This is a genomic window from Streptomyces sp. NPDC025721 (assembly GCF_055558595.1).
In genome coordinates this window covers 118,754-131,229 of the sequence record NZ_JBVHMF010000020.1, presented here as the reverse complement: position 1 = coordinate 131,229, position 12,476 = coordinate 118,754, and the positions used below count along the sequence as shown (strand labels likewise).

Here is a 12,476-nt window from a genome sequence, read left to right as displayed (position 1 = left end):
GGCCTCCTGGCCCCCAACCCCCATCGCCACCGACAGGCGGATCTATGGACCCGCACGGCCCCATGGCAAAACGCTTCCCACTCGTCGCCCGCTTCCGCCCGGCCTGCCTCCCTCTGCCCAACCGCATCCAAGCCCTGGTCGACCTCGCCGACCGGTCAGCAGCGCAGAAGGACCAGGGGCTGGCCTCCGCCGTCTTCAACCAGGCGGCACTCCTCGCCTCCGACGTCGGCCTCCCCGACCTCGCCCGTTCCCTGTGCCACCGCCACGCCCAGGCGTACCTCAACGCCTGTCCACTCCCCGCCACGAGCGCCATCCGCGCCCTGGAACCCCTGATCAACCTCGCTCGCCTACAGATCCGCGCCGGCCACCCCTACGACGCCCGCCAACGCCTCCTCGCCCTCTACGAAGCCGTCGGCACCGCCACCCCCGCCACGTTCGACGGCATCACCGTCCCGGCCAACCTCACCCCCACCGACGAAGACCGCCGCGACGTCCACGCCTGGCTCTGGCGCGTCCTCCTCGCCGACGGCACCCGCACCCTCACCACCACAGGCCGCTGGCCCGAAGCCCTGGCCCACATCGAGCAACACCGCGGCATCGGCACCCGCATGCTCGACGGCCGCCAAGTCGCCGTCGTCGCGGCCCTGGTCGAAGGCAACACCAACCGCGCCACCGAACTGCTCACCAACACATCACCCGGCGAACCATGGGAGCAGATCGTCACGGCGTGCCTCATGGTTCTGTGCCGCAACGACAATGGCCAGCCGGTTGAGGAGCACATCACCGACCTGGTCAATGCCTACCTGACCCACGAGGCGGAACCGGGCTTGACCGTCTTCGACATCCGCCTCGGCCTCACCGTCCTCGACACGATGAGCACCGCAGATCATCCCGAGGCGCGCCGCCTCACCGCGAGCCTGGTCCGCCGAACCACAGACGCCGGTGACGGCTACGCAGCCCGCGAACTCCTGGCGCACCCCCTGGCCACCTCTCTCAGCACTGCCAGGGAAGCCCAGCACTTCCACGGTCTGGCCCAAGCCTGCGCCCTCGGAGCGAGCACCCTCCATCAGGAGCTGTATACCGACCTTTCAGCTGTACTCGACGCCGCTGACACGGTGCTCACGCGGCCTGCGTAGCACCGCTCCTGACGATGCCGATTCCTGCCGAGCAAGGTCCCGTTTCAGCCCCTGCCTGCCTCATCCTCATCAATACGCCCAGGGGGAAAGCCCGTTCATGGGACGTGCCATCCGTGGCTGTGAAATGTTCCTCTTGCAACCTGAGAGCCCTGCGGCCAGCCGTCCCAACGCCACTCATCGACCGGCCCGGGCGTCATCTGAACGGGCGCGCCGCTACCCATCACTCTCCGGAGGGGACTCCGTGCCGACGGCTCCCGACAGCACCGCGATACCCGATCCTTCCTATTGGGCAGCCCTCCAGGCAGAACTGGATGTCCTGGCGGTGAAGGGACTCTGGTTACCGGGCCCCGCGACCACACTTGAAGTGCTTGGGCAGTCCGAGGTCGAGATACACCATGAGCGTCTCATCGCCTGGCTTCTCGACCCACTCGCACCGCACTATCTGGGGCCAACAGTCCTGCGGGCGCTGCTCCAGCGCTTCCTCGCGGCCGATTCGCCGTCGACGGATGAGCTGATCGGGGCACGGGTCAGGACTCAAGCCGTCGCCGCGTCCAGCCGGCCGGACATCGTGGTGACAATGCCAAAGCACACTCTTGTGATCGAGCTCAAGATCAACTCCCCCGAGGGTGAAGGGCAGACCACCCGGCAGGCGGACGATCACGCGAACATGCCCCATCCTGTCCTGGTCTTTCTCACGCGCCGTTGCCAACAGCCCACCGATCGGCGCTTCGAGCCGCTGGGGCTCACCGATTTCGCGACAGACCTACGACAGTGCCTCGAGAGCGCGCCAAAGCCGCGGACACCAACCGCAGCCAAGGGCAGAGCCGTCGCCCACGACTACCTGGCCACCTTGGAGAAGATGCTCGCCATGGATCCCGCAGATCAAGAAGCAGCGCGCTTCTGGCTCGCGCACGGTCGGAATCTTCTCCAGGCCCAGGCGGCGGCCAAAGCACTCCTCGCCCACTTGCCCCAGTACGTAGTCACCGCGCTGGAATCCGTCTCCCCCGAACTTGGAGACGGTCTCGTGGCAAGCTCCTTCCCATCCAAAGTAGTCGGTTCGGCCGGCAAGGAATACACCGAGGACGCCGTACTCCTGGCACGACAGCGGTGGCTCGGAGCGGACGGCAGAGCCCTGTTCGGAATGGGCTTCGGTCAACGGACCAGGCCGAATCCCGATATCCAGGAAGAGTGCCCGTTCTGGGGCGTATACGCGCACGATCCGGATGTGCGCGCGTCCTTGCGTGCCACATGGGGAGTGGCGGACGAACGCCCGTGGGGCAAGTGGGTCTGGTGGAAATATCTGGAGTTGGAACCCCCAACTGACGCAGAAAGGCTGCTTGCTCACTACGCGGGAACGCTCGCGGAGCACGTCCGTACAACCTGGCCCTGGCAGATACAAGCTCTCGACAGCGCAGTCGGCGGTCTCGTCCCGTGACGAAACACCACAAACGAGTGCCGCCGACGGGCGAGCCGAAGGTGTTGATCGTCATCGCCACATCTCCGGTGGATAACGACTCGGTGAGAACCGGCCGGGCACCACATCCATCCGGCCGGGTGGCGCGTCTCACCTTCGAGCCGCACACTCTCGTGTGACCGCGCCGCAGGGGCATTTGGAGCAATCAACGTGATAACCGGCAGCAAGGCCATTCGTCGTACGTCCGTGGTGGCCGTCACCGCGGGCGCCGTACTGACCGTCGGAGCGCTCGGCTCCACGGCCCAGGCGGCGACGCCCGCGCCGCCCCCGATCGTGGCCAAGGGCGGCTACGTGATGAACAACTCGACGGGCACGACCTACTACACCAAGACCGCCGACACCAAGCGGTCCACCGGCTCCACCACGAAGATCATGACCTTCGAGGTGGTGCTGCGGCAGAAGAAGCTCAACCTGAACGCCAAGGTCACCGTCCAGAAGGCGTACAGCGACTACATCGTCAGCAAGAACGCCTCCTCGGCGCGCCTGATCGTCGGCGACAAGGTCACCGTGCGGCAGCTCCTGTACGGGATGATGCTGCCGTCCGGCTGCGACGCGGCGTACGCGCTGGCCGACAAGTACGGCGTGGGCTCCACGCGCGCCGCGCGGGTCAAGCAGTTCGTCGGCCAGATGAACTCCACCGCCAAGGCGCTGGGCCTGAAGAACACCCACTTCGACTCCTTCGACGGAATCGGCAACGGGAACAACTACTCGACGCCGCGCGACCTGACGAAGCTCGCGAGCACCGCCATGAAGAGCGCCGACTTCCGCTCGGTGGTGAAGACCCGCTCCATCAAGACCAAGGCCACCACCAAGAGCAACGGCTACCGCTACTACACCTGGACCAACACCAATACGCTGCTGGGCAGTTACAGCGGCGCGATCGGCCTCAAGACGGGCTCGGGCCCGCAGGCCGGCTACTGCCTCGTCTTCGCCGCCACCCGCGGCAACCGCACCGTGATCGGGACCGTCCTGTCGTCCAGCTCGGTGAACCAGCGGGCGACGGACGCCAAGAAGCTGATGGACTACGCCTTCAAGCGCTGACGCGCCTGTTCGACGAGAGCCCTTGACGAGAGGGCCCGCTGATCAAGAAGCCCCCTGACGAAGGGGCGCTGACGAATAGGCCCCGCTCGCCGTCTCCGGTGAGCGGGGCCTTCGTCCGTACGGCGCGGGCGGCCGTCAGTTGGTGTAGTACAGGTACTTCCACCCCGTGGACGTCGTGGTGTTCAGGCGGTCGCCCGAGGAGCCCTTGACGTACACCGCGCGGACGCGGGCCCGGATGCCGGACTCGCCGGGTCCCGCGAGCCCCACCCGCGAGGTGCCGGTGATCGCCAGCCGGAAGTACTCGCTGCCCGAGGAGTACCAGCGGCCCTTGTAGTAGACCTGGAGGTCCAGGCGCTGCGAGCGGCCGTTGGCGTACGTCATGTGCGTGGTGAACAGCGCGGACTTCTTCTTGTGGAACCAGTAGTACGAGGTCGAACCGACCTTGCCCTTGCGGTAGTTGCCGGACACGGCCAGCGAGACACTGACCTGCGTGCCGACCGAGCGGGCCACCGACTTCGGCGCGGAGACGGCGTCACCGGCGAACGAGGCCCAGAAGGTGGTGTTGCGGCTGAGCCGGTAGGTCACCTTCAGGTCGCCCGCCGCGTTGACCTTCGCGGACTTCACCAACTTCTTCTGCCCGCCCGCCGGTTGGGCCCAGATCGAGAGCACGCGGCTCTTGCCGGTCTTGCCCAGGTGCCCGGTGACGGTGGCGGTGGACCCGTAGGCGTACGTGGCGCGGTTGGTCTTCACGCTCGCCGCGGTGGCCAGGCGCGAGACCTGGACGACGCGCTTGCCGGAGCCGGCGGTGTGCGTGGCGTCGCCCGCGTACGTGGCGGTGTACGTGACGCCGCCGCCGGTGGTCGGGGTGTCGGTGAAGCTGAACGTGCCGTTGGCCGCGACCGACTTGGCGCCGAGGGACGTGCCCTTGGGGGAGGTGAGGTCGGTACGCGTCACCGTGACCTTGGCGCCCGCGGGGAACGCCGTGGTAGCGGTCAGCTTGCCGCTGACCGTGATCTTCGTGGCGCGCTTGGCGGTCGACGGAGCGCTGACCGTGACGGCGGTGACCGACTTGGTGGGGTCGGTCAGCACGCGCAGGGTCGGGTGCTGGCCGTAGACGTCGGCCGTGACCGCGAACAGGCGGCTGCTGTCGGGCGCCCACGCGAGGCCGCCCGCCACCAGGGCGGAGGCGGTGCCGGGGTTACCGACGACGCCGAAGTCGTAGGTGCGGACGCGGTGGTCGGAGCGCGGGCGGAAGATGTAGACGTCCGGCTCGTAGGCGCCGTCGATGCCCGCCGCGATCGTCCCGTCGGGGGCGACCGCCACCGCGTTCGGGTACGCGTCGGTGGTGTAGCGGCCGTCGTCGGCCAAATCGGACGTCCGGTACGCCTGTTGGAAGTACGGGGCGCCGCTGGCGACCAGCACCTGCTTGCCGTCCGCGGACAGCGCGATGTCCTGCATGTTCCCCGCGTTGTTGGCGTTCCACCGGTACGCCTGGGGCTCGGCGTGCCCCGACGACACGTTGTAGACCTGGAGCTCCATCGGGCTCTGGACGGGCGTCCCGGCCGCCACCACGTCCGGGTTACCGGGCGAGGAGGCGAGCATCGGGGCGGTGCTCCAGGTGTGGGGGCCGCCCTGGCCGAGGGTGACGACGGCGCCGTTGGTGGTCCGGGTGGTGGCGTCCGGGTTCGGGGAGGTGGTGACCGGCGGGTCCGAGGGTGAGTCCGTTGGCGTGTCGGTCGGGGTGTCGGTCGGCGTGTCCGACGGGCTGGGGCTTGGGGCCGTGGTGTCCGTCGGGGTGGGGGTCGGCGTCGACTCGGGGTCCGTCGGGGTCGGAGTCGGGGCGTCCGTCGGAGGAGTCGTGGGCGGGGTCGTCGGCGGTGGAGTCGTCGGCGGGGTCGTCGGGTCGGTCTCCGGGTCGAGGTCCAGGGAGCCGAGGTCGGCGGACCCGTCCGCCGCGTATCCGAACCAGATCGTGTGCCTGGTCATCGCCAGGTGGCGCGGGGCGACACCGAGCGGGTAGCGGGCCGTCTCGCGCAGGGTGGCCGTGTCGATCGCCGAGATCGCGTCGGCCTTCGGGAGCGCCACGTACACCGTCGAGGAGTCCGCGGCCAGCACGAGCCCGGCGGCACCCGGCTCGGAGGTGATCTGAGCGACCGTCTTGCCGTTGTAGTCGGCGACGACGACCTTGTTGTCGGTCGTGCTGATGAAGACGCGCCGGTGCGCGCCGTCGACCACCATGTCGGAGTACGAGGTGATCGGCAGGGTGGCCGCGCTGTCGGCGGCGGCCGGTTCGGCCGCGACCCCGAGCAGGGACGCGGTCGCGAGCAGGACGGACAGAGCCGTCCCGCCCGCCACATGACGGGTGAGCAAAGTGGGTTCCCCCCAGGAACACGTGCGGGGCCGGACGTCCTCCGGCACGATGCGGGCGCGCCGCCGAGCGCGGGTTCCGATGCGGACCCGGCCTGCTCGCGGCGCTGACCATGAGCACGATAGGGCACGGCTGTGACAGCGGGCCATCGTATTGGGGCGGCCCGCCGATCCGTCACGGCGCCTTGTCCCCGCGGTGGCCGTACCGTGCCCGATTCGGTCCCTGGGCTCCTACAACCTTCCGGCCGCGCGTGCCATGGCGCCGGACATGCCTTCCGGCAGGACATGCCTGACGCGCGGTACGGAGCCCGTGCCCGTACCGCGCGTCCGGTGACGGGTCAGCGCTGAGCGGTGGACGCCGAGGGGGACCAGATGTCGATCACGATCTGCTGCCGCTCGGGGCGGACCGCCGCCGCGCGGCCCGCGTAGTTGCGGTCGACCTGGGCCGCCTCCGCCGCGTTCGGCTTGGCGTTGAGGCACGCCGTGCCCGGGCCGTGCCCCGACATCAACTCCGAGCACGGGCCGCTGTAGTGGTCGAGGAGCCCGAGGATGTGCCCCGTCTCGTGCGCGGCGATCCGGGTCACGTCGTACCCCTCGTTGACCGCCTCCTGCCCCAACTGCACCTGTCCCCTGCTGCCTCCCGGCACGATCGGCCCCAACGTCGTCTGCGGCCACCCGCTGGTCGCCTTGTACACGAAGTTCGCCGAGCCCGCCGAACTGGCCGCTTGCAGACGCACGTTGTGCACCGCGCTGTTCCAGTTCTGCACCCCCTGCGTGATCGCCGCCGCCCACTGCCCCGCCTGGCTGGCGTCATAGGTCAAGGTGACGACCGCCGTCGCCGCCTTCGGTTCGGCCTGCGCCGAAGCGACCCCGGACGCGGTGCCCACCATGGCCGGAATCAGCGCCGCCACAGCGACTATTCGCGTGATCATGAGACTCACCCACCTCCTCAGAACCAGTTGCCCCGCAGTCCCCCAGGGCACCACGCCCCCATCCCCCACCACAAGTAGCCGTTTCCCGCCCTTTCTCCGGCATCCCACCCCAAGCCCCGGACGTGACCGCGAGGTTCCGCCCTCGGCCGAGGCGCGCGCCCGGGCTTCGGGGCGGGCCCATCCCCACCAATTACGACAAGGTCACAATGCCGGGACTTTTCCGGTATCGGGGGGTGGCCGGCCGAGAAGATACCCCTCTCCGCAGCCGTCGCGTGACGGTACGTATCAGCGGTGCGTGACCGTACGTATCAGGGGTGCGTGCCGGTGCGCGTCGGCGGTGCCGGTACGTGTCGGCGGTGTGGAGATCGTCAAGGGTGAGCGCCTCGGCGCGCAGCGGGGTCGGAGGGGCTTGTGGTGGATCGATCTGTCAACCAGCCGGAGAACAGGAGACCGTCGTGGGCTCAGGCGGACGCGGACGTCACGCGCAGCGGTGAGGGGCTGCCGCAGCAGCGCGGCGGTCTGTTCGGCCGCCGCCGACGTGACGAGTCCTCCGAGGTCGCGGAGTTACGTGCGTGGATCGCCAGGTCGCAGGGGGCGAACGCGGAGCAGGTGGCCGGGCTCATCCACCAAGTGCGCACCGAAGCGGCGGAGTTGAGGGCGCGCGCCGAGGCGGAGGCCGAGGGCGTTCACCGGGACGCCCGGGACGTGGCGAAGGAGATCCTGGACGACGCCCGCAGGCAGGCGAAGGAGACCCAGCGTCTCCAGAAGGACGCGGAGAGGTACCGCCGCGAGACGTACGAGGCGCAGGCGCACCTCGCCGCGACGCAGGCCAGGATCGTCACCACCGACGAGACGGCGCTGCTCCAGGAGGTGGGGATCTACTCCTACCGGCACCAGTTGCACGACGCCGTCGCGTATCGCAGCCGTCTCGACTCCTTGCAGGCGGAGATCAAGAACCTCGCGCGGACGAACCGGGCGGTCCTCGCCGCCACCGACTGGACCGTCAACGGCTCCAAGCGCGAGGGCCAGAAGATGGTCCGCGACTTCTCCAAGCTCATGCTGCGCGCCTACAACGCGGAGGCGGACTACGCCGTGCGGACCATGCGTCCGCACCGCCTGAACTCGCTGGTCGACCGGCTCTACAAGAGCCGCGAGACCATCGCGAAGCTCGGCGCGACGATGCACATCCGCATCTCGGACGGCTACCACAACGCCCGCGTACGGGAGTTGGAGCTCGCCTCGGACTTCCTGCAGAAGAAGGAGGAGGAGAAGGAGGCCCAGCGCGAACTGCGGGCCCGCGAGAAGGAGGAGGCCGCGGCACAGCGGGAGTTCGACCGCGAGCGGGAGAAGCTGCGCAAGGAGCAGGGCCATTACGAGGCCGCGCTCCAGCGGCTGCGGGAGCGCGGCGACCACGCGGCGGTCCGCGAGATGGAGACCAAGCTGGCCGAGATCGAGGCCGCGCTGCGCGACGTGGAGAGCCGGGCCGCCAACATCCGCACGGGCTACGTCTACGTGATCTCCAACATCGGAGCCTTCGGCGACCGCATGGTCAAGATCGGCCTGACCCGGCGGCTCGAACCGCTCGAACGCGTACAGGAACTCAGCGGCGCCTCCGTCCCGTTCCGCTTCGACGTCCACGCGCTGATCTTCAGCAAGGACGCCGTCGGCCTCGAGGCCCAGCTCCACCAGACCTTCGCCTCGCGCAGGGTCAACCAGGTCAACGGCCGCAAGGAGTTCTTCTACGTCACTCCCGCCGAGGTGCGGGACGCCCTCCGACGCTACGCGGGACAGCACCTGGTGGAGTTCACCGAAGAGCCCGAGGCGCTGGAATGGCGGGCCAGCTCCTCGCGGTGACCACGGCCGGGGGCGGACGGGCGCCGCGGGTGCCGCGGGGCGGGGGCGGCGTGGCAGCATCTGGGGGTATGGAATTCTCCGAGGTCGTCCGCCGTCGACGCATGATCCGGCACTACTCCGACAAGCCGTTGGCCCCCGAGGTGACCGAGCGAATTCTGGCGTCGGCGCTGCGGGCGCCTTCGGCCGGTTTCTCGCAGGGGTGGGCGTTCCTCGCGCTGACCGACGCGGCCGACCGCGCGCGGTTCTGGCCCTTCGTGCCCACGCGGGTCGAGAACACGCCGACCATGCAGGACGCGCCCCTGGTCGTGGTGCCCCTCGCTCACAAGGCGACGTACCTCGAACGGTACGCGGAGCCGGACAAGGGCTGGGAGGACCGGGCCGAGGCGCGCTGGCCCGCGCCGTACTGGTACATCGACACGGGGATGGCCTCGCTGCTCATGCTGCTGAGCGCCGTGGACGAGGGCCTGGGCGCCTGCTTCTTCGGCATCATGCCCGAGCATCTCCAGCCGTTCCGGGACGAGTTCGGCGTCCCCGACGCGTACGCGCCGCTCGGCGGCATCACCATCGGCTACCGCGCCGACGACCTTCCCCCGCAGAGCCCCCGCACCCGCGACCGCCGCCGCGACCCCCGAGAGGTCGTCCACCGCGGCCAGTGGGGCCGCCACGCCTGAGGTCGCGGAAGCGGCCCGCCGCCTGTGAAAGAGCCCTCGCGGGCGACCCGGGGTGCGGGCCGCCCGCGAGGGCTCGGGGAGGGAGGGGGTCAGCCGGTGGTGCCTGCCGCGGCGCCGGCGGCGATGAGCCTGCGGTTGATGTCCCGGACCGGGCCCGGTTGGACCTTGAGGACTTCGCGGTCGTACGTGATGAGGCCGTTCAACTCGCCCTCGACGTCGCTGATCTGGGTGTACACCGAGCCGGAGAGGTCGGTGGAGGCGTCGGGGACGAGAAGAGCGGTGTTGGCGACGTACGCCTTGGTGAGCTCCTCGATGGTGGGGACGTCACCGTAGTTCTGGCCGCCGGAGACACCGAGGATGTGGCCGGGGACGGTGAGGGAGTAGCCGCCGTGCTCGCCGTCGACGGCGGCGCGGGTGGCGTCGGGGGCCGGGGAGGCGGGACCGTGGTAGAGGTGGTAGTCGATCAGGTCACCTCGGCCCGAATCACCCTTGGAAGCACAGCAGTTGACGCCGGAGGCGGGGTCGACCAGGCGGCTCGGGTCCTGTTGCTTGACCGAGTCCGCGAGGGCGCCGGTGGCTTCCTTGGTCTTCTCGCCCCAACCCTCGTTCGTCATGGTCCAGATGACGATGGACGGGCTGCTGATGTGCTGGTCGACAATCTCGTGGACCTGGCTGGTGAAGGCCGCGTCGCTGGCCGGGGTGGAGTCCGGGCCGGTGTTGCGGCTCGGCATGTCCTGCCAGACCATCAGGCCGAGCTTGTCCGCCCAGTAGTACCAGCGGGCGGGTTCGACCTTGATGTGCTTGCGCACCGCGTTGAAGCCGAGCTGCTTGTGCAGTTCGAGGTCGGACTTGAGGGCCGCGTCGGTCGGCGCGGTGTAGATGCCGTCGGGCCAGAACCCCTGGTCGAGGGTGGCCAGGACGAACGTCGGCTTCCCGTTGAGCTCGATCTTGTTCACGCCGCCGACCTTGCCGACCGAGATCGACCGCATGCCGAAGTAGGAGCCGACGGTGTCGATCGAGCGGCCGTTGGTGAGCGTGACCTGGAGGTTGTACAGGTACGGGTGGTCGGGGCTCCACAGCTCCGGGTGCGGTATGCGCAGCCGCAGTTCGGCGCCCGCGCGGCCGACGGCCGCGCCGACGGGCTTGCGGCCCGCGTACGCGACGGCGGCCACCAGCGAGGAGGACGACGTACCGGCCGCGGGACGCACCGTGACGGACAGCGTGCCGTCCTTCACGTTCGGCGTCAGGACCAGGGAGTCGATGCTCGCGGCGGCCACCGGCTCCAGCCACACCGTCTGCCAGATTCCGGAGGTCGGGGTGTACCAGATGCCGCTGGGGCTGCGCGACTGCTTGCCGACAGGCGTGCCGTCGTCGGTGGTGTCCTTCACCTTCAGCAGGACGGTCTGCTGCCCGCCGCGGGTGAGCGCGTCGGTGACGTCGGCGGTGAACGCCTCGTATCCGCCCACGTGGTGGGCGACCTGGCGGCCGTTGACGTACACCCACGTCTCGTAGTCGACCGCGCCGAAGTTCAGGTGCAGGCGCTGGCCCGAGCCGATCCGCCAGTTGGCGGGTACGGAGAAGGTGCGCTGGTACAGCGACCAGTCGTGGTGCTCGGCGACGCCGGACAGCGGCGCCTCCATCGGGTACGGCACCAGGATCTTGCCGCTCAGCTTCGACGTGGGCAGCGGCGCGCTCTCCGAGGTGCCCTGGAACTGCCAGGTCCCGTTGAGGTTCTGCCACTTGTCCCGCGTCAACTGCGGCCGGGGGTAGTCCGGGAGCACGTGGGACGGGTCGACGTCCTTGGCGTACTTGCTGGCGAAGTACCAGGTGGAGTTGTTGGTCGCCAGACCCGAGAAGAGCGGTACGGGACCGGCGGACGTCGTCAGGCCGCCGAGGCCGTCGTAGCTGATCCGCACATCGGAGTGCAGGGAGGCCGGCGTGTCCGACTCCCCCGCCGTGAGCAGGAGTTGGGAGCTGTTCGCCGGGTTCACGGAGACGCCCGGCGTCCACCGGCCCGCGCCCGCGATCACCGCGAGGTGCTTGGTGATGTCGGACGGCACCGCGGTGACCGGGCCCGCCAACTGCACGGTGGCGGTCTTCCCCGAGGGGGCGACCACGGCGTTCACGTCGGACGGCGCGTAGCCGACCGGCAGATGCAGCGCCGCGTCCGGGATCGCCTGGCGGGCGATGCCGGGACCCGACCACTCCGTCTTGATGTACGCGCCGCCGTTGCCCTGGTTGTAGTCGAACGCCAACTGATGGGCGCCGGCGGTCAAGGTGACCGGCTCGGACGTCGTCTGCACGTCCCAGTCGGTCGTCCAGTGGTCGATCACGCTCGACCCGTCGAGCGACATCCGGAAGCCGTTGTCACCCTTGATGTAGAAGGTGTACGTGCCGTCGGCCGGGACGTCGAGCTGGCCCGTCCAGTGCACGGCGACGTTCTCGGTCGAGCCCGCGTAGCCGCGCAGCGTGGGGATCAGGTCGGGCACGTTCAAGGACGGCTCGACCGCGGTGCTGCTGTACTGCGCGAAGTCGAGCGAGGTGGCGTCGGTGCTCAGGTAGTAGTCGCCGCGCAGACCTTGAGCGGTGTCGGCCGGAGCGGCGGACGCCCCGGCGGTGGACGAGGCCGGTGCGGCGGCCGGGGCCGCGCCCGCCGCGGCCGGGGTCAGCAGCGCCGCGCCCAGTATCAGCGGCACCAGTGCGGTCAGCCGGGCCGTCCGGGACAGCCGGGACGACCCCGTGCTGCCCGCCGCTCGGCGGCTGTTCGTTGTGCGGGATATGCCTGATCTCACTGCGGATACACCTCTCCGTAAGAGAACTCGGCGTCCAGGAAGCGGGTGAGGACGTGCGGCTCCACGACAGCGCCTTGGGGCCCTGCCGACTTTCCAACGTTAGAAACCTGGACCGGGAGCATGAAACCAGCAGGCTTCAGCGCCGTCCACCCTCCGCGCAAAGTTTGTGAAAAATCGAGCGGCCCGATCACACCAGGCACGGCTCACCA

The 12,476-nt window shown here is 69.4% G+C and carries 8 protein-coding genes; 5 read left to right on the top strand and 3 right to left on the bottom strand.

Annotation, left to right across the window (positions count from 1 at the left end; translation table 11 throughout):
- Positions 1-44 precede the first annotated feature (44 nt).
- The 3 genes from ACZ4EF_RS25715 to ACZ4EF_RS25705 all read left to right on the top strand — a co-directional run bounded on the left by ACZ4EF_RS25715 (position 45) and on the right by ACZ4EF_RS25705 (position 3,651).
- On the top strand, positions 45-1,136 hold the full coding sequence (locus ACZ4EF_RS25715) for a hypothetical protein (protein ID WP_467344541.1): 1,092 nt from the start codon (positions 45-47) through the stop codon (positions 1,134-1,136).
- Positions 1,137-1,377: 241 nt separating this feature from the next.
- Positions 1,378-2,571 (top strand): PD-(D/E)XK nuclease family protein, encoded by a 1,194-nt coding sequence (locus ACZ4EF_RS25710; RefSeq protein ID WP_402710378.1) that lies wholly within the window; start codon positions 1,378-1,380, stop codon positions 2,569-2,571.
- Between the two features lie 189 nt (positions 2,572-2,760).
- Positions 2,761-3,651 (top strand): D-alanyl-D-alanine carboxypeptidase family protein, encoded by an 891-nt coding sequence (locus ACZ4EF_RS25705; protein WP_355336455.1) that lies wholly within the window; start codon positions 2,761-2,763, stop codon positions 3,649-3,651.
- 135 nt (positions 3,652-3,786) lie between these two features.
- Here ACZ4EF_RS25705 and ACZ4EF_RS25700 read toward each other — a convergent pair whose 3' ends face one another.
- Together ACZ4EF_RS25700 and ACZ4EF_RS25695 are read right to left on the bottom strand one after the other, a co-directional pair.
- Entirely contained in the window at positions 3,787-6,021 is a 2,235-nt protein-coding gene (locus ACZ4EF_RS25700) for a YncE family protein (RefSeq protein ID WP_467506494.1), read from the bottom strand.
- 335 nt (positions 6,022-6,356) lie between these two features.
- Positions 6,357-6,950, bottom strand: a complete 594-nt coding sequence (locus tag ACZ4EF_RS25695) for a snapalysin family zinc-dependent metalloprotease (protein ID WP_355336457.1) — start codon at positions 6,948-6,950, stop codon at positions 6,357-6,359.
- Between the two features lie 414 nt (positions 6,951-7,364).
- On the opposite strand from ACZ4EF_RS25695, the gene ACZ4EF_RS25690 reads away from it, so the two are divergent.
- A complete protein-coding gene (locus tag ACZ4EF_RS25690; protein ID WP_467506493.1) occupies positions 7,365-8,804 on the top strand; it encodes an SNIPE associated domain-containing protein in 1,440 nt (479 codons plus the stop codon).
- A 68-nt stretch (positions 8,805-8,872) separates the two neighbouring features.
- Positions 8,873-9,475, top strand: a complete 603-nt coding sequence (locus ACZ4EF_RS25685) for a nitroreductase family protein (RefSeq protein WP_355336458.1) — start codon at positions 8,873-8,875, stop codon at positions 9,473-9,475.
- A gap of 89 nt (positions 9,476-9,564) precedes the next feature.
- Here the strand turns inward: ACZ4EF_RS25685 and ACZ4EF_RS25680 are convergent, their stop codons facing one another.
- Positions 9,565-12,267, bottom strand: a complete 2,703-nt coding sequence (locus tag ACZ4EF_RS25680) for a PA14 domain-containing protein (RefSeq protein WP_467506492.1) — start codon at positions 12,265-12,267, stop codon at positions 9,565-9,567.
- Positions 12,268-12,476: the final 209 nt, after the last annotated feature.